An 18,351-nucleotide genomic window follows, 5' to 3' on the forward strand; every position below is an offset into this window, starting at 1 on the left:
TTATTATTTTTGAATGAGATTCGTCGTTAGTTTAATAATGCGCTTATTGTGCGCTATATCCGTTGCTAAGGTAAAGTCCTGGCAGACAAAGTGTCCTGCCAGGGCGGCAAATTTATTGTCCACATAGAGATATATTTGACGAGTTCGCAGCCAGGGAGGGATACCTCGCTCCTGAAGCACTTTTTTCAAGGATCTGCTGTGTGCTCTGTCCTCAGGTTTACATACCGGGTTATCATGACGACAAGCTAAGGTTATTTTTGCATCGGCTGGTACCGCAATATATTGACAATCGCCTTGGCCGATTTGTTTTGGGATAATACCCACCGCTTCTAGGGTTAGCGATCCTAAGCCATCGGGCAATTCAAATTGAAGGGCACCGGTTTCGCCAGTGCCGGTTTCAGCAATGCCGTTTTCGCTGAGCGATACGGTTTTAGACCAATTCTGGATGTCTTGATAATCAGGGGTGATAAATAATCGTCCTTGATAGCGACGCAATACCGCACTAGAACATTTAATCTGCGGGTTTTTATCTGCGGCTGCGGTTTCGATTTGCGTTAACGCCTGCAGCAATTGCTTTTGTTCCGGCATGCGAATTTGCAATTGCTTAAAACGATAGCGCAGTGCGTTTAACTGACGATTGTGAGATAGCTGCAAAAACGCATCGAGAACAATCGGCTGATCTGCCAAGGACATTTGTAAATCCGTTTGTGCAACCTCCTCCAGCAATTGTTGGGTTTGTTGCTGGATCTGCGCCGATTTACTGACGCTGGTGGCAAAGTTTTGCCAGCGCGCACTGATCAATGGTAGCACCCGCTGTCTTAAAAAATTGCGATCGAATTTGGTGTCCTGGTTCGATTCATCTTCGACCCAAGACAAGCCTCTATGCTCTGCATATTGTGTTAACTGAATCCGACTGATATCTAATAATGGGCGACCGATAAGCCCAACACCGGGCAAGTCTCGTAGCATTTGCATGGCCGATAAACCCAGCACACCGGCACCACGCTTTAGCGCCAGCAAAACGGTTTCGGCTTGATCATCCAAATGATGCGCTGTAACGATCACCGCATTTTGTTCACAGTGTTGCGCAAACGTTTGATAGCGAGCATTTCGGGCTTTTTCCTCAATGCCACCACCTTGTTGCAACGTTAAATCAACACGGACCGCCTGATAAGGAATTTTAAACGTCGCACATTGCTCTTTGGTAAATGACTGCCAGGCATCTGCATTATCACTTAAACCATGGTTGATATGAATCGCGCGAATATTGGTGTTGATTTTGCCCTGTGCTTTAAGCGCTGCCAGGGCATGCAATAAGACTTGCGAGTCGAGACCACCGCTATAGCCAAGCAGCAGCGACTTACCTGCTAATTCAGGGCGATTTAAAAACGCAATTAACGCCTCATAAACTGGGTTGCTGTTATCGGTGTTCATCAATTGATTCGCTGTCTCAGTTTTGATTTCAATAGATAATACCAATCACATTAAGTTTGTGCACAACTCAGAGTTAGGGCCGCAAATGGGACTCTGATAAACTCCCTCCGGGTGAGTTTTAAAGGCGTTTATCCTGCGTTACTGATTTTGGCCGATTTTGAGATAATGGAACGACCATTCTCTGCAATCAAAGCCTTGTCTAAAAACCTTTAAATTCTCACTGAGTGAGCAATAATTTAATGTGATTGGTATAATTTGCCATTAAAACAAAAATGTCCCAAACAGGGACATTTTTATCACTTAGTTAATCACAACGGTGGCGTTTAGCAATAACCGTATGTCATTAAGCGCTGGTAACGATTTTCGATTAATTCGTCTTTTTCGTGATCTTCAAGGCTGGCTAAATCCGCTTTTAAAGCCTGTTTAAGATTCGATGCCATCAGATCGAAATCACGATGGGCACCACCAAGTGGCTCATCGATGATGTTATCAATCAGTTCTAATTCTTTAATTCGATCAGCGGTAACACCCATCGCTTCAGCCGCAGTTGAGGCCTTTTCTGCGGTTTTCCACAAAATTGACGCACAACCTTCTGGCGAGATCACTGAATACGTTGAATACTGCAACATATTAACTCGATCGCCAACACCAATGGCCAATGCGCCACCAGAACCGCCTTCACCGATAACCGTACAAATAATTGGTACGGTCAGGCGTGACATCACTTTCAGGTTTCGGGCGATGGCTTCACTTTGACCACGTTCTTCCGCGCCAATCCCCGGATATGCACCTGGAGTATCAATAAAAGTGATAATCGGCATATTAAAACGTTCTGCCATTTCCATCAGGCGTAAAGCTTTACGGTATCCCTCTGGGCGAGGCATGGCAAAATTACGGCGAACTTTTTCCGCAGTATCACGACCTTTTTGGTGACCAATAACCATCACTGGACGACCGTCAAGACGCGCGGTACCGGCAACAATGGCTTCGTCATTGGCGTAGGCACGATCACCCGCTAACTCATCAAAGTCGGTAAATATTCGTTTGATATAATCGACCGTGTATGGTCGACCGGGGTGGCGAGCAATTCGTGATACCTGCCATGGGTCAAGATCGGAAAAAACTTTTTTGGTTAACTCTTCACTTTTATTGCGCAACTGAGCGATTTGTTCTTCTAAATCCAAATCAAGGTCTTGCCCTTGATTGACCAATTGCAATTCTTCTATTTTTGCTTCTAAATCGGCAATGGGTTGCTCAAAATCTAAAAAGTTGAGTGACATATTGGTTACCTAATCATCTATGCGGGAATATTCCCGACGATTTATTCTTTAAATGCCATGGCGACGTTTTCCGCGCCAAGTAATAATCTTAATTCATGTACTAATGCATCGCTGGGGGTTACCCGCCATTGCGTCCCTAATTCTATGGTCGCACTGGCTTCTGGTCGCTGATAAAACACTCGCACCGGACACGTCCCCTCTTTAAAAGGCGTCAGTACCCGATAAAAATCGGCAACAAAGGTATCTCCGATTTGGTTGCGATGCAACTGTATATCAAGAGATTTTATATAATTTTCACGAGCTTCAGCAATACTCATGATCTCTCGACCGGTCATTGTAATACCACCGGAGTAATCATCAAAGCTGACCTGTCCACTACAGACTAAAATAGCATCTTTTTCAAGGATATCCTGATATCGTTCAAAATCATCCGGAAACAGGCGTACATCAATCCGCGCACTCTTATCATCTAAAGTGACTAATGCCCAACGACGCCCTTTCTTATTGACCAGCACGCGAACGCCAATGACCAAACCGACTGCGGTCTGCACTCTATCTTTGCCAGCCGGTTGCAGATTGACTAAACGGCCAGTGCTGTAATGTTTGATTTCAGAAAGATATCTATCGATAGGGTGGCCCGTCAGGTATAAACCTAACGTTTCACGCTCGCCATCAAGCCAGACCTCTTCTGCCCAACGTGGTACATCTTTAAACGATTGTCGGGTATCTTCTTCTTCAATATTGATTAAGCCAAATAAATCATCCTGACCCAATGCCTGAGCTTTGGCATGTTGATCAGCAGCCTTGATCGCGTCGGTCAGGCTTTCAAACATGGCGGCACGGTGCGGGCCTAAATTATCCATGGCTCCGGCTTTGATTAATTTTTCAAGCACCCGCTTGTTAATTTTCTTGAGATCGAGGCGCGCACAGAAATCGAATAAATCTTTAAACGGACCACCCTGCTCCCGCGCTTCGATTATCGCCGCGATAGGTCCTTCACCAACACCTTTGATGGCACCAATACCATAGACGATTTGATCGTCGTTATTTACCGTAAACTTATACAGACCGGAATTCACATCCGGCGGCAGTAGATCCATGCCCATATTGGCGCATTCATCGACCAAAGTGACGATTTTATCGGTATTATCCATATCTGCGGACATAACCGCCGCCATAAACGGCGCTGGAAAATGGGCTTTCATCCAGAGCGTTTGATAGGAAACCAACGCATAAGCCGCAGAGTGAGATTTGTTAAATCCATAACCGGCAAATTTTTCTACCAAGTCAAAGATTTTCATCGCCAGTTCGCCATCAACGCCTAGTGATTCTGCACCTTCTTTAAAGCCGCCACGCTGCTTTGCCATCTCTTCCGGCTTTTTCTTACCCATTGCACGACGCAGCATATCCGCGCCACCCAGGGTATACCCGGCAAGTACCTGAGCAATTTGCATAACCTGCTCTTGATACAAGATGATGCCGTAGGTTGGCTCTAGAATCGGTTGTAACCATTCGTGCTGCCAGGTGGCATCTGGGTAAGAAATTTCTTCCCGTCCGAGTTTTCGGTCGATGAAGTTATCTACCATGCCCGATTGCAAAGGACCGGGACGGAACAGGGCAACCAGTGCGATCATATCCTCAAAGCAATCTGGCTTTAAGCGTTTGATCAAATCCTTCATCCCCCGTGATTCCAGCTGGAATACTGCGGTGGTTTCGGCTCTTAAAAGTAGCTCATAGCTTTTTGTATCTTTTAAAGGAATGGCGGCGATATCAATCGGCTCTTTGCCAGCTTTTAACAATTTTTCATCGGCCATTTCGATGGCCCACTGCAAAATGGTCAGGGTTCTTAAACCGAGGAAATCAAATTTAACTAACCCTGCTTCTTCGACATCATTTTTGTCGAACTGGGTAACCGGGTTATTCCCTTCATCATCACAATATAAAGGAGCAAAGTCGGTGATCACGGTTGGCGAGATCACCACACCACCAGCATGTTTCCCTGCATTACGGGTGGTCCCTTCCAGGATCCGGCACATATCAATTAGGTCTTTGACTTCGTTGTCTTGCTGATACACCTCTGGTAAACGCGGTTCGACTTCAAAGGCTTTGGCCAGCGTCATTCCAGGGTCGCCAGGTATCAATTTGGAAATGCGATCGACAAATCCGTAAGGATGGCCAAGTACCCGACCAACATCGCGGATAACCGCTTTTGCAGCCATGGTACCAAAGGTAATAATTTGCGACACCGCATCACGGCCATAGAGTTCGGCGACGTGATCAATCACTTCATCACGACGATCCATACAAAAATCGACATCGAAATCCGGCATCGAAATCCGTTCCGGATTCAAAAAGCGCTCAAACAGCAGGTCAAATTCTAACGGATCAAGGTCGGTAATTTTCAGTGCGTAAGCGACCAAAGAACCGGCACCGGACCCCCGCCCTGGGCCAACAGGGATATTGTTATCTTTCGACCATTGAATAAACTCCATTACGATCAAGAAGTAACCAGGAAACCCCATGTTATTGATAACTTCCAATTCGATTTTTAATCGTTCATCGTATGGTTTACGTTGTTCAGCAAAATCTTCAGAATTTGCATCAAATAAAAACTCAAGGCGTTCCTGCAAACCATCTTCTGAAACCTTGACCAGGAAATCATTGATGTGCATGCCTTCGGTAGGGAAATCTGGCAGAAAGTATTCGCCCAATCGCACGGTAACGTTACAGCGTTTGGCGATTTCTACGCTATTGGCAATGGCTTCAGGAATGTCTGAAAATAATTCCAGCATTTCCTCTTCGCTGCGCAAATACTGCTCTTTGGAATAGCGTTTGGGACGGCGTTTATCTTCTAAGGTAAAGCCATCGTGAATCGCCACCCGGATCTCGTGAGCGTCAAAATCTTCGGGCTTTAGAAACACCACTTCATTCGTGGCGACAACCGGTATCTGTTTTTCCGCTGATAACGCGACGGCCATATGCAGGTAGTTTTCTTCTTGTTCCCGGGAGGTGCGGATCAATTCAAGGTAAAATCGGTCGGCAAAGTGCTGCTGGTAAAATGCCAGGCAGGTATCCACCAAATCACGATTGCCTTTTACCAAGGCCTTGCCGACATCTCCTTCGCGACCGCCGGATAATATAAGAATGCCATCGCCATATTCCACTAACCAGTTTTTATCTAATACGGCCTTGTCCTGAATATGACCTTGCAGATAAGCTTTAGATATCAGTTCGGTAAGGTTCTTATAGCCGGTGTTATCCATTGCCAACAACACCAAGCGAAATAATTCATCTTCAAACTCTTCGCTTTTCACATAAAAGTCGCAACCGATAAGCGGTTTAATACCCGCCCCATGGCTGGCTCCGTAATATTTCACCAAACCACACAGGTTGGTTTGATCGGTTAACGCAATGGCCGCCATGCCCTGTTCACTGGCACGGGCAATAATGGGTTTTACCTTGTTCAAACCATCGGACATTGAAAAGTCACTGTGGACTCTCAAATGTACAAACTTCGGCTCGGCCATAATATTCCTTACTTAGCTGAATCGCGGGCGATAATTTCGGCTACGGGTCTAAAAGATTTACGATAATTGTCCAGTACGCCATATTCCTGAATGATTTGCAAATGGGCTTTGGTCGGGTAGCCCTTGTGGTTTGCAAATCCATAATGGGGGTATTGTTCGTGTAGTTCGTGCATTTCCTGGTCGCGGGCAACTTTGGCGATGATAGACGCGGCACTAATGGCAGCAACTCTGGCATCACCTTTGACCACACTGTCGGATTGCATCTCTAGCTCAGGACAACGATTACCATCGATCAAGACAAATTCTGGCTGAACGCTTAACCCCTTTACCGCGCGTTGCATGGCAACCATAGTTGCTTGCAAAATATTGAGTTCGTCGATTTCCCAGGCCTCGCAACGACCAATACACCATGCCAGCGCACTTTCTTTAATTTGTTCGGAGAGGATGTTGCGTTTCTTCTCTGACAGTTTTTTTGAGTCCATCAGGCCAGAAATCGGTTTGTTAGGGTCAAGGATAACCGCGGCAGTAACCACCGCACCAACAAGAGGTCCTCGGCCTACCTCATCAACGCCAGCAATCAGTTCAACATCCGGTAGGATATAAGGTTCCATAAATTCTTCTCAGCGACTTCAAGAGCCCGATTAACGTTGCGTTAATACCTGTTCAACGGCATCTGCCGCCCGAGCACTCGCATTTTGTTTTAGGATTAGATGAATTTTCGTAAATTCATCGATTAGCGTTTGTTGATCCGCAAATAATAATGGCTCAACTTCACTCGCCAGATTTTCTGGTGTTACCTGAGATTGCAATAACTCCGGCAATAACGACTTATTCGCTAAAAGATTAGGCAGCGAAAACCATTTAAGTTTTACAAGTCTTCTGCCAAGCCAATAGGTGAGTTGTTGAAACTTATAGGCAACCACCATAGGTCGTTTTACCAGAGCCCCTTCCAACGTCACAGTCCCGGATGCGGTAAGTAAACAATCACTGGCAGCCATCACTTGTTGGGTCTGATTGACAATCGTTGTTACCTTCAAATCTGGGGCATGCTCGGCCTTAATTTGTTCAAATTGAGCCAATCGAAGGTCATGGATCAGCGGTGCGACAAACTTTAATTCGGGATGTTTTTGCTGCAGGATTTTTGCTGCGGCAAAAAAATCCGGTAGCAAACGTTGCAATTCCGAGCCACGGGAACCTGGCATGATCGCCAGATATTTCGCCTTTGGATCTAGCCCTAATTGTGTTCGTGCCGCCAGTTTATCACTATGCATTGGAATATCATCTGCCAGAGGGTGGCCAACAAATGTACATGCGACCTGATGTTTATCATAAAATTGCTTTTCAAAAGGCAGCAATGACAACACCATATCGGTGGCTTTATCGATTTTAAAAATTCGCTTTTCACGCCAGGCCCAGACGCTCGGACTGACATAATGCACGGTTTTAATGCCTTTATCTTTAAGGCGCTGCTCCAGCCCTAAATTAAAGTCAGGGGCATCAATCCCAATAAACACATCAGGAGGTGTTTGCGAAAAGTATTCAACTAGGGTTTTTCGTACATGTAATAAACGTTTTAAGCGGCCAAGCACCTCGACAATGCCCATCACTGCCAACTCTTCCATGGCAAACAGGCTGTCAAACCCGAGTTTAAGCATTTTGGGACCACCAATACCGACGAATTTGGCATTGGGGTAACGTTCTTTTAACTGTGTCATTAAGCCAGCACCCAGGGTGTCTCCTGAGTGCTCACCAACAACAATAGCAAAGGTTATTGGATTGGAATTGCTCATAAATTAGCGAATGATGCCGCGGGAAGAGTTGTTGATAAAGTCCACGAAAAACTGAACATGCTTGGATTCTTGTGCCAGTTCATTCAAAGCGGGCATTGCTTCGACTAGGGTTTGGCCTTTACGGTACACTTCTTTGTAAGCGCGGCGAATGGCGAGAATATCTTGTTTCTCAAACCCGCGGCGCTTCAACCCTTCGGTATTTAATCCAAATGGTGAAACCGGGTAACCCGAAGCCATCACAAACGGAGGCGTGTCTTTAAGGACAATTGCGCCACCGGCAATAAATGCGTGAGAACCAATATGACAAAACTGATGTGCCCCGGACATACCGCCAAAGATCACCCAGTCCCCCACATGGACATGTCCTGCTAAGGTTGCGTTATTGGCAAATATACAATTATCACCAATCATACAATCATGAGCAACGTGGGCATAAGCCATAAATAAGTTGTTACTGCCGATTTGTGTCAGAGATTGGTCTTGAACGGTACCTCGGTGCACGGTCACGCATTCGCGAAACACATTGTTGTCACCGATAACCAAACGAGTATCTTCGCCGGCATACTTCTTATCCTGGCATTCTTCACCAATGGAACCGTGTTGAAAAATACGATTGCCTTTGCCGATTTTCGTGGGGCCTTTGATAACCACATGAGAGCCGATAATACAATCATCGCCAATTACTACATCATTACCAATGTAAGTCCAAGGACCAACTGATACATTATTGCCAAGTTGAGCACCGGGCTCAATAATCGCTTGCGGATGAATCACTAACTACATCTCTCTTCTTGCACACATCAGATCTGCACTACAGACGACTTTCCCTTCGACTTTGGCTTCACCATAAAACTTCCACATACCTCGTCGGTCCTTGAGAAATTCAATATGTAAATGCATCGTATCTCCGGGATGAACCGGACGTTTGAATTTAGCATTATCTATGGAAGCAAATAAAAACATTTCGCCATCAGTACGATTTTCGACACTTTTAAAGCCAAGAATACCACTTGCCTGAGCCAGTGCTTCCAGGATTAAAACACCTGGAAAAATTGAATACCCTGGAAAATGTCCAGTAAAAACCGGCTCATTCACAGTAACATTTTTGATGGCATGAATGGATTTACCCGGTTCAAAATCTAGAACCCGATCCACCAACAAAAATGGATACCTATGTGGAATCAGCTGCTTTATCTCTTCAACATCAATGACATTTTTGCTACTTTCCAAAACCTATCCCTCTGTTTAATCGTTATTCTTTGCATCATCCTTAGAGCTGGACAATTGCTTTTCTAATTTGCTCAGGCGCTTATACATATCATCCAACTGTCGCAATCTTGCGGTTGTACGACGCCATTCACGACTTTCTGCTGCTGGCATACCAGACGAGTATGTGCCGGGTTTATTAATCCCCTTAGTGACCATCGCCTGACCGGTAAGCACTACACCATCACATATATTAATGTGGCCATTAATCCCCACTTGTCCGGCAATCACACAGTATTTGCCGATTGTGGTACTACCTGCGACAACACTGCAGCCAGCAATCGCGGTACCTTCGCCAACGTGGACGTTATGAGCCAAGTGCACCTGATTATCAATGATACAGTTCTGTGCGACGACGGTATCTTTTAACGCGCCCCGGTCAATAGTAACACCGGCACCAATTTCGACACTGTCGCCAATTATTACGGTGCCTAGCTGCGGTATTTTTTCCCATTTACCCTTATCATTGGCATAGCCAAAGCCATCTGAGCCTATCACAGTGTTTGCCTGAATCAGACAATCTTCGCCTATCACCACGTTGTGATACACACTGATATTCGACCAGAGCTTACTTCTGGCGGCAATTTTAGCACATTTTCCGACAAAACAATTGGCGCCGATAATCACGTCGTCCGCTAACACGACCCCGGACTCAATAACCGAGTTTGCGCCAATACTGACATTTTCGCCGAGTTGTGCATCGTCAGCGATAACCGCAGAAGCGGCAATGCCATGACTTGGGCTTGGAGTTGTATCGAGAAATTGCGCAACTTTAGCAAACCCCAGATAAGGATTGGCCAATATTAAGGCATTGGAGGGGCAGTAAGGTGCGTCTTCTTCGCTAACAATAACGACAGACGCCTGACTATTTTGTAGATGTTGTCGGTATTTTGAATTAGCCAGAAAGGCGATATCGCCCTTCCCGGCTTCTTCTAATGCTGCCAATTTGTGGATGACACAATTACCGTTGCCCTTTACGGTGCCGCCTAGCTTGGCGGCCAGCTCCGCTAATGTAATCATTAAACAGCTCTTAGTTAGATTTTGATGCTTGTTCTACAACTTTAGCTGAAATATCAAGCTCTGGCTTGGCAAATACGATTGCAGATTGTTGTAAAATCAAATCGTAGCCTTCCGCTGCAGCAACCGTATCGACAGAAGCTTTTACCAATTGCAGAATTTTTTGCTGTTCTTCCTGCTCGCGACGTTTAAGACTTTGTTGTAAAGGTTGAGCCTTAGCTTGGTACTCTTTGGTCAACGCGTCAATTTTACCGTCTAATTCGTCAATCTCTTTTTTGCTCATGATCGCTTCGTCACGCTTGCGCTTTTCAAGGTTGTACTTGATATCGCCTTCAAGCTTTTTCAACGCGTCCATTGGCTCTTTGAATTCAGCGGTAATGGTTTGCTGAATCGTTGCCATTTGTGGCAATTGCGAGACAACTTTTTGTACGTTTACGGTTGCAATTTTTTGATCCGCGGCCATCGATGCGCCGGAAAATAGCATAGTCGATGCAGCTGCAGTGAATGCTAAAGTTTTCATTAATTTGTTCAACTTACTTCTCCTAGTTTTTGTTCTTCGTTGATCAGCCTATCCTGCCTGAAACTAAAACGTTTTACCAATATTAAAGCTAAAGAATTCATGATCATCGCCTTCTTGAGTTTTTAATCGCTTGGCAAAGTTAAATATCATCGGTCCCATCGGTGACAACCATTGTATCGAGATACCTGCCGATGCACGGAAACGCATTGGATCGGAATAATCGTCAATCATATTGAAGTAGACAGGGTCGATTTCTTCATAATCGGATAATTCAAATTCTGTATCCCAGACATTACCGATATCTGCGAACAAACTGGTACGGACACTGTTCGCATAACTTTCATCTAAAAATGGGGTCGGGAATATCAGCTCTGCCCCACCAATTAATAACGCATTACCACCAACGCTTCGGCGGTTATCAATAATAATCGCGTCAGAGTCTGGACCTAGAACTTCCTGCTCACCAGGCAATCCTGGTATAGAGGTCGAGGTTCTGAAGATCGCACGAGGACCGACAGTGTTATTTTCAAAACCGCGCATGGTATCGGAACCACCGGCGCGGAAGTTCTCCCAAAACGGTAACAGAAAATCATTACCATTCGTGTCACCATAGCCGTTACCGTAACCGGCTTCTAAGCGGGTTAGGAAAGTCCAGCGATGATCACGGCTTAAAGGAAAATAAAATTTCGAGTCAAATTTACCTTTGAAATACTGAATATCAGAATTCGGAGCCGTCACTTTCGCGGACAATGACATACTCGAACCTGCCGTTGGGAAAGTACCACGGTTTAATGTAATTCGAGAAATCGTACCGTTTAAGTCATAGGTATTGAAATTCAGCTTCGCATCAGGATTTTCTGGATCCTGGAAAATCTTGTAAAAATCTTTGATTTGTTCATAAGACTGAAGGTTCGAAATTTCACTGTATTTGTATGCAGCACCAAAATTCAGTCGTACGTATTCGTTAATTGGGAAACCAAAGTTAACACCCGTTCCATAGGAGGTCTGATTATAGTTAACAAGGTTGGCTGAACCTGCATCAAATTCAGAGTAGAATATATTTCCGCCCAAAGAGATGCCATCAATCGTAAAATACGGATCCGTGTATGAGATATTCGCGTTGCGAGAATAACGGTTGGTATTAATCTGAAAACCTAAGCGGTTCCCGGTACCTAAAAAGTTATTTTGCTGGATCCCGGCATTCAAACTTAAGCCGGAATATGAACCATAACCGATACCTGCGGTAAATGAACCTGAGGGCTGTTCTTTAACCGTAAAATCAACATCGACCAGATCTTCTTCACCCGCGACCGGTGTTGTCTCGAACTCAACCGTTTCAAAATATGGCAAGCGCTGGATCCGCATTTTTGATGCTTCGACCCAAGAGTTCGATAACCACGAACCTTCCATCTGACGCATTTCACGACGCAATACAGTTTCAGACGTCACATCATTGCCGGAGAAATTAACCCGATTGACATATACCCGTTTGCCCGGATCGACAGAGACCACAAGTTTCACAGTTTTGTCTTCTTCATTAATTTCCGGAACCGTTTTCACTTCCGGGTATGCATAACCAAACCGGCCGAGGAAATTGGAAATCAATTCTTCACTGTAGGTAACTTCCGCACCGGAATAAAGCGTATCGGTGCGCAGCGGAGTGATGCGTTCAATGGTTTCTTCATAACCGGCCATATCGCCGACAAACTCAACTTCACTAACGGTATATTGCTCACCTTCAGTGACATTTAACGTGATATAGACACCTTCTTTGTTTGGACTCATTGAAACCTGAGTTGAGTCAACATTAAAACGCAGATAACCGCGATCTAAATAATAACTCTCAATGGTTTCCATATCCCCTTGCAAAGTCTGTTTCTGATATCTGTCCTGAGCCATGAAATTCCACCAAGGGGAATCATAGGTCAATTCAATTTTTTCTAACAGCTGAGCATCCGTGAATAGTTCATTACCAACAATGTTGATTTGCTCAATTGCCGCCGCATCACCTTCTTCAAAATCAAAAACTAAATTCACTCGATTTCTTGGTAAATGCGTAATTTTAGAGGTTACCTTGGCGTTATATTTACCAACACTGTGGTAAAAATCTTCAAGGCCCGCTTCGATGTTGGTCAACACTGAGCGATCGAGTGTTTCACCAATACGGATCCCGCTATCGTCGAGGCTTTCCTGAAGCTGCTCATCTTTAATGTCATCATTACCATCAAAGGTAATATCAGAAATGGTTTCCCGTTCCTTGACACGGTAAATAATGGCATTGCCGTCTCTGAACACACTAATTTCGTGGAAGTGTCCAGAAGCATACAAAGACTTAATGGATTGTGAAATTCTAAATTCACTTAACTCATCACCGACACTCACAGGTAGATGTGTTAGTGCAGCTCCCAGCGCAACCCTTTGCAGTCCTTTAATTTGAATATCTTCTACAACAAATTCATCAGCTGCGTTTACATTGCAACCAATGCTGCCCAGTAATACTGCTAAGGCGAGTTTTCTTATTATCATACGATCTGTCAACTTATTTACTAACTATTGTCCAAGCCGGGAGAAATCGTTAAAGAGTGAAATACTCATCAACATCAAAAGAACCAGGGCTCCGAACTTAAAACCGATTTCTTGAACTTTCTCGGGTACCGGTTTGCCGCTGAAAAGTTCTATAACATAATAAAGTAAGTGGCCGCCATCAAGTACTGGCAGCGGTAAAAGGTTAATTATTCCTAAATTAACGCTAATCAAGGCTAAAAAGCCTAGAAAATAGACAATTCCATAGCTCGCAGAATCTCCTGCTCCCTGAGCAATGCCTATTGGACCGCTTAAATTACTAACACTAACGTCTCCGGTAATCAGCTTACCTATGGTCTTAAAACTTAAACTGATTAATCTCCAGGTTTCATCGAACGCCTTTCCAATGGCCTCTAACGGGCCGTATTGGACATTGATCAGATATTGCTCTGGCCATGCTTCGGCTGTTGGGGAAACCCCAATAAACCCTACCTTACGACCATCATCGGAATCTTTGGTTCCCGGTGTAAGGTTAATTTGTTGTATTTGTCCGTTTCGCAAAACCGACAATTGAATATTTTCACCTGGATGTTGTTCTACCTGGCTAACTAGCGCTTGCCAATTATCCTTAACCTCTACCCCATCGATCATCTCAATATGGTCACTAACCTTCAGTCCAGCTTCCTCTGCAGGACTGTTGGCACTAATTGCCGCGATTTGGGTCAACACTTTAGGTCGGTAAGGCTCAATACCTAAACTTGTCATCGCCGAAACTTTACTTGGCTCAAACTCCCAGGCCGAGGTATCCAGCGTATATTTCCGTACCAATGAGCTGCCCACATCGCGAGCTGAAATTGATACACTGTCGTCACCAATCAAACCCACTAACGCCATTTGCACCTGTTGCCAGGTCTGAGTTTTTTCATCATTTATGGCGACAATTTCTTGTTTTGAGGTAAGTGCCGATTGACTAGCAATGGAGTCCGGTACGATATTGGCAACGATTGGCTTGGTATGGGTTTGCCCAATTAACATCAAGCAATAAAAAGCAAATACGGCAAAAATAAAATTTGCCAAAGGACCCGCTGACACAATCGCTATGCGTTGCAGAACACTTTTACGATTAAAGGCATAGGGCAGATCTTCTTCTGCAACATCATCGACGCGTTCATCAAGCATTTTGACATAACCCCCAAGCGGGATCAGGGCAATCACGAATTCCGTACCATGCTTATCGTAGGTTTTAAACAATGTTTTACCAAAACCGATAGAAAATCGCTCAACCTTTACATTGCAGCGTCTGGCAACCCAAAAATGTCCATATTCATGAACCGTAATGAGTAAACCTAATGCAACAATAAATGAGGCGAAATTCCACAAAAACTCAAACATGTAGTGTTCCTTCAACCATGCAGGCAATGTGCGATAGTGCTAATTGCCTTGCATCTTGGTTTACTTGATTAACATCGTCAAGCGTTGTGATCCTGATACTGGCAAAATGCTGCATTACCTTGTCATTCACAATCGCAATATCGGTAAACTTTATTTGCTTATCAAGAAATGCCGCGACTGCAACTTCATTGGCCGCATTGAGTGCCGTGCATGCCCCTTGACCCAATTTGCAAGCTTCTATCGCCAACAATAAGTTCGGGTATCTTTGCCCGTCTGGGGCACCAAAGTCAAATGACTTACAATTAAAAAAATCAAAATCGGCAACGCCTGCGTCAATCCGTTGAGGATATGCCAAGGCGTGAGCAATCGGTGTTCGCATGTCCGGATTACCCAATTGAGCAAGCACGGAACCATCTTGATATTGCACCATGGAGTGGATCGTACTTTGTGGATGCAAAACCACTTGAATATCGGATACATCTAAATTAAACAGCCACTTAGCTTCAATAAACTCGAGGCCTTTATTCATCATTGTGGCAGAATCTACGGAGATTTTTCGGCCCATATCCCAGTTAGGATGTGCGCATGCCTGATCCGGCGTAACCTCTGCCAGTTGCTCTAACGGAAGCGTTCGAAATGGACCGCCAGAACCGGTAAGAAGAATTTTTTTAACTCCATGTTCGTGGATGTTCAAAGCCGTGCTATTTGCCTGAAAATTTTCAGGAAGACACTGAAAAATTGCATTGTGCTCGCTATCTATCGGTAATAGTTGCGCATTGGATGCCTGTAATGCATCGATAAAAATTTGTCCCGAGCATACCAACGCTTCTTTATTCGCCAGTAATACCCGCTTATCGGCATTGATCGCTGCCAGTGTTGGTAACAAGCCACTGGCGCCAACAATCGCTGCCATCACAATGGGTGCCGTTTTTTCACCGGCAATGGTCTGCAAAGCAAGATCGCCGGAAAATACCTGAATATGCGATAGTTGCTCTTGGGCCAGGCTGTCTTGCAAACGCTGCGCGGCGTCAGGGCACACCATAACAACCTTCGAAGGGTTAAACTCTCGACATTGAGCCAACATCAGCTCATCACGTTGGTTGGCGCTGAGCGATTCGACCCGGTATAAATCCGGATGGCGACGAATAACATCCAGAGTATTTTGTCCAATCGAGCCCGTCGAACCCAGGATACAGACCCCCTGAGGAAAGGGTGAACTGTTGTGCGTTTGGGTCATCAGCAATTACCAGCCAAACATCACGTAACACAAAGCAAAAACCGGTGCCGTTGCGGTTAAACTGTCAATACGATCTAATACGCCACCATGTCCTGGCAATATGGAACCACTATCTTTTACACCGGCTTGTCGTTTCAACATACTTTCGGTCAAATCGCCTAACACCGATACCGTACTTATTAACAAGGCTAAAACAACCGCCATGATAATTTGCTGGCTTTGCCAATCAAAAATTAGCCCCATGATCACCATCGCAATTGCAGCGCTGACATTGCCACCAAAAAAACCTTCCAACGTTTTACCGGGACTTACATTAGGCATCAGCTTGCGTTTACCAAATCGTTTACCGGCAAAATAGGCTCCGATATCCGCACTCCAGACGAGCATAAATAGTAATAATAACAGACGGGTACCGTGGAATTCATCGACATTTATATCGGCGCTTCTTAACACTAGGAACGCTAACCAGGTCGGTACTAAAATGAACAACCCAAACAGGCCTCTGACACTGCGATGTTTGGCCCAGAAGTCTGAGAAATTCGGATAATTAAAAATCAGGACAATGGTAAATAACCACCATATGGAAGCGATAGAAAGCACCCATATCGCGATAGGATTTAACGTGTCTTCAGAATCCGCACTTTGTAGCCAGATTTGCTCCGGTGGTAATACCATCCACAGAGCGACAATTGCAGCCGAGATCCCCAACACAAAAGCAATACGACGACGCTTGTTGTCAAACCCCATTAACGGGCCCCATTCCCAGGCACCTATCGCCATAACAAATAATAGTGCCGCGGCTAACCAGGGCAAGCTTAGAAAAAATATGGCTGCAATGGCAATCGGCGCTAAGATTACTGCAGTAATAATACGTTGCTTTAACAAACGTGCTTCCTTTTTAAAGTTCATAAACTCAGGTTAAACTACCCAAGTCTATTTCAGATGCCTCTGACCTGCTCACCGGTTTGTCCAAAGCGACGTTCGCGATGGCTGAAAGCTTGCAAAGCTTGTTTGAACGCGTCTGCGTCAAATTCCGGCCAGAGTTTTTCGGTAAAGAAAAACTCCGCATAAGCGGCTTGCCACAAGAGGAAATTGCTAATCCGGTAATCACCACCGGTTCTAATCAACAAATCCAGCTCTGGCAACTGGGACAACTGAATATATCTATCGAGCATATGCTCATTAATTTCGGCGGGATTTACCTCGCCATTCACGGCTTTTTGAGCGATTTTTTGACAAGCCTTGGCAATATCCCAACGTCCACCATAATTGGCAGCAATGGATAACACCATAGCGTCATTGTTTTTAGTTAGCTGCTCAGCCTCTGTAATCTTCTTCTGTAGTTTTTGAGAAAACCGCTTTTTATCTCCGATAAGCAGGAAACGAATATTGTTTTTGTGTAGTCGCTTAACTTCTCGAGTCAGGACAAACATAAACAAATCCATCAACACACTAACTTCTTCTTCGGGTCGCTTCCAGTTTTCACTGCTAAACGCAAACAAAGTTAATGCTTTCACCCCCAATTCACGTGCGGTTGTCACCGTAGAACGAACGGTTTCCACCCCCGCTTTATGGCCCGCGACACGGCCTTTGCCGCGCTGTTGAGCCCAGCGTCCATTGCCGTCCATGATAATAGCAACGTGTTGCGGTACAGACATGATATCCCTTTAAATTACAATTTTTTTCATTACGATTTGGCATCATATAAAAATGCCGTACATTTTATCAAGCCAAGCAACGCTATGTTACTTCTGTTGATAGAAAATACGGCGTTTCGTTAATGCAAAACCTTAGATTTCCATTAACTCTTTTTCTTTTTCTGCGGCGATGGAATCACACTGCTTAATGTATTCATCGGTAATTTTTTGAATTTCGTCTTCACCCTGACGCGCTTCGTCATCACTGATGTCTTTATCTTTGTTTAAGCTTTTGATATCGGAATTTGCATCGCGACGAATATTTCGAATGGCAACTTTACCGCCTTCAATCTCGCCACCAACAACCTTAACTAGGTCTCGACGACGTTCTTCCGTTAGCGGTGGAAGTGGAATTCGAATCAATGTGCCTTGTGATGATGGATTTAAACCCAAATCAGAAGCCATAATTGCTTTTTCAACCGCACCGATCATGGCTTTATCAAACACAGTAATCGCGATAGTACGAGCGTCCGGAGTAGATATATTACCGACTTGATTCAAAGGCGTTGCCATGCCGTAATATTCTACGCTGATGTTATCTAATAAAGACGCGTGAGCACGACCGGTTCGAATTTTATTCAGGTTGGTCTTTAACGCTTCTACGCTTTTCGCCATTCGGGTTTTGGCATCCAGTTTGATCTCATTAATCAAAATATTCTTCCTTCTTT

The 18,351-nt window shown here is 44.7% G+C and carries 15 protein-coding genes; all 15 read right to left on the bottom strand.

Features of this window, described 5'->3' with window-relative positions; all coding sequences use genetic code 11:
- Positions 1 to 3: 3 nt before the first annotated feature.
- A complete protein-coding gene (gene tilS / locus FE810_RS01240; protein ID WP_138318204.1) occupies positions 4 to 1,434 on the bottom strand; it encodes a tRNA lysidine(34) synthetase TilS in 1,431 nt (476 codons plus the stop codon).
- A gap of 323 nt (positions 1,435 to 1,757) precedes the next feature.
- Entirely contained in the window at positions 1,758 to 2,714 is a 957-nt protein-coding gene (accA, locus tag FE810_RS01245) for an acetyl-CoA carboxylase carboxyl transferase subunit alpha (protein WP_138318205.1), read from the bottom strand.
- A gap of 41 nt (positions 2,715 to 2,755) precedes the next feature.
- The gene (gene dnaE / locus FE810_RS01250; RefSeq protein ID WP_138318206.1) at positions 2,756 to 6,241 is read right to left on the bottom strand and encodes a DNA polymerase III subunit alpha; all 3,486 of its coding nucleotides are present in this window, start codon (positions 6,239 to 6,241) and stop codon (positions 2,756 to 2,758) included.
- A gap of 8 nt (positions 6,242 to 6,249) precedes the next feature.
- Positions 6,250 to 6,852, bottom strand: coding sequence for a ribonuclease HII (gene rnhB, locus FE810_RS01255; RefSeq protein ID WP_138318207.1), 603 nt, complete (start codon positions 6,850 to 6,852; stop codon positions 6,250 to 6,252).
- A 30-nt stretch (positions 6,853 to 6,882) separates the two neighbouring features.
- Complete coding sequence (lpxB, locus tag FE810_RS01260; RefSeq protein WP_138318208.1) at positions 6,883 to 8,031, bottom strand: lipid-A-disaccharide synthase; 1,149 nt, start codon at positions 8,029 to 8,031, stop codon at positions 6,883 to 6,885.
- 3 nt (positions 8,032 to 8,034) lie between these two features.
- Complete coding sequence (lpxA, locus tag FE810_RS01265; RefSeq protein WP_138318209.1) at positions 8,035 to 8,805, bottom strand: acyl-ACP--UDP-N-acetylglucosamine O-acyltransferase; 771 nt, start codon at positions 8,803 to 8,805, stop codon at positions 8,035 to 8,037.
- A gap of 3 nt (positions 8,806 to 8,808) precedes the next feature.
- Positions 8,809 to 9,261, bottom strand: a complete 453-nt coding sequence (gene fabZ / locus FE810_RS01270; protein ID WP_138318210.1) for a 3-hydroxyacyl-ACP dehydratase FabZ — start codon at positions 9,259 to 9,261, stop codon at positions 8,809 to 8,811.
- 15 nt (positions 9,262 to 9,276) lie between these two features.
- Complete coding sequence (gene lpxD / locus FE810_RS01275; RefSeq protein WP_138318211.1) at positions 9,277 to 10,317, bottom strand: UDP-3-O-(3-hydroxymyristoyl)glucosamine N-acyltransferase; 1,041 nt, start codon at positions 10,315 to 10,317, stop codon at positions 9,277 to 9,279.
- A gap of 10 nt (positions 10,318 to 10,327) precedes the next feature.
- Positions 10,328 to 10,846, bottom strand: coding sequence for an OmpH/Skp family outer membrane protein (locus FE810_RS01280; protein ID WP_246036832.1), 519 nt, complete (start codon positions 10,844 to 10,846; stop codon positions 10,328 to 10,330).
- Positions 10,847 to 10,897: 51 nt separating this feature from the next.
- A complete protein-coding gene (gene bamA, locus FE810_RS01285; RefSeq protein ID WP_138318212.1) occupies positions 10,898 to 13,360 on the bottom strand; it encodes an outer membrane protein assembly factor BamA in 2,463 nt (820 codons plus the stop codon).
- A gap of 24 nt (positions 13,361 to 13,384) precedes the next feature.
- Positions 13,385 to 14,749, bottom strand: coding sequence for a sigma E protease regulator RseP (rseP, locus tag FE810_RS01290; RefSeq protein WP_138318213.1), 1,365 nt, complete (start codon positions 14,747 to 14,749; stop codon positions 13,385 to 13,387).
- The gene (gene ispC, locus FE810_RS01295) at positions 14,742 to 15,986 is read right to left on the bottom strand and encodes a 1-deoxy-D-xylulose-5-phosphate reductoisomerase (protein WP_138318214.1); all 1,245 of its coding nucleotides are present in this window, start codon (positions 15,984 to 15,986) and stop codon (positions 14,742 to 14,744) included. The genes rseP and ispC overlap by 8 nt, the downstream gene beginning before the upstream one ends.
- A gap of 6 nt (positions 15,987 to 15,992) precedes the next feature.
- Positions 15,993 to 16,895: a phosphatidate cytidylyltransferase gene (locus FE810_RS01300; RefSeq protein WP_246036834.1), complete on the bottom strand. Its 903-nt coding sequence runs from the start codon at positions 16,893 to 16,895 to the stop codon at positions 15,993 to 15,995.
- A 29-nt stretch (positions 16,896 to 16,924) separates the two neighbouring features.
- Complete coding sequence (gene uppS, locus FE810_RS01305; RefSeq protein WP_138318215.1) at positions 16,925 to 17,644, bottom strand: polyprenyl diphosphate synthase; 720 nt, start codon at positions 17,642 to 17,644, stop codon at positions 16,925 to 16,927.
- Between the two features lie 132 nt (positions 17,645 to 17,776).
- Positions 17,777 to 18,334 (bottom strand): ribosome recycling factor, encoded by a 558-nt coding sequence (frr, locus tag FE810_RS01310; RefSeq protein ID WP_138318216.1) that lies wholly within the window; start codon positions 18,332 to 18,334, stop codon positions 17,777 to 17,779.
- Positions 18,335 to 18,351: the final 17 nt, after the last annotated feature.

This window comes from Thalassotalea litorea, assembly GCF_005843925.1.
Lineage (GTDB): Bacteria > Pseudomonadota > Gammaproteobacteria > Enterobacterales > Alteromonadaceae > Thalassotalea_A > Thalassotalea_A litorea_A.

What these genes read in the sequence shown, in the direction of transcription:
- tilS (WP_138318204.1), bottom strand. Translation starts at nt 1,434, where the DNA reads ATGAACACCGATAACAGCAACCCAGTTTATGAGGCGTTAATTGCGTTT.
- accA (WP_138318205.1), bottom strand. Translation starts at nt 2,714, where the DNA reads ATGTCACTCAACTTTTTAGATTTTGAGCAACCCATTGCCGATTTAGAA.
- dnaE (WP_138318206.1), bottom strand. Translation starts at nt 6,241, where the DNA reads ATGGCCGAGCCGAAGTTTGTACATTTGAGAGTCCACAGTGACTTTTCA.
- rnhB (WP_138318207.1), bottom strand. Translation starts at nt 6,852, where the DNA reads ATGGAACCTTATATCCTACCGGATGTTGAACTGATTGCTGGCGTTGAT.
- lpxB (WP_138318208.1), bottom strand. Translation starts at nt 8,031, where the DNA reads ATGAGCAATTCCAATCCAATAACCTTTGCTATTGTTGTTGGTGAGCAC.
- lpxD (WP_138318211.1), bottom strand. Translation starts at nt 10,317, where the DNA reads ATGATTACATTAGCGGAGCTGGCCGCCAAGCTAGGCGGCACCGTAAAG.
- bamA (WP_138318212.1), bottom strand. Translation starts at nt 13,360, where the DNA reads ATGATAATAAGAAAACTCGCCTTAGCAGTATTACTGGGCAGCATTGGT.
- rseP (WP_138318213.1), bottom strand. Translation starts at nt 14,749, where the DNA reads ATGTTTGAGTTTTTGTGGAATTTCGCCTCATTTATTGTTGCATTAGGT.
- ispC (WP_138318214.1), bottom strand. Translation starts at nt 15,986, where the DNA reads ATGACCCAAACGCACAACAGTTCACCCTTTCCTCAGGGGGTCTGTATC.
- FE810_RS01300 (WP_246036834.1), bottom strand. Translation starts at nt 16,895, where the DNA reads ATGAACTTTAAAAAGGAAGCACGTTTGTTAAAGCAACGTATTATTACT.
- uppS (WP_138318215.1), bottom strand. Translation starts at nt 17,644, where the DNA reads ATGTCTGTACCGCAACACGTTGCTATTATCATGGACGGCAATGGACGC.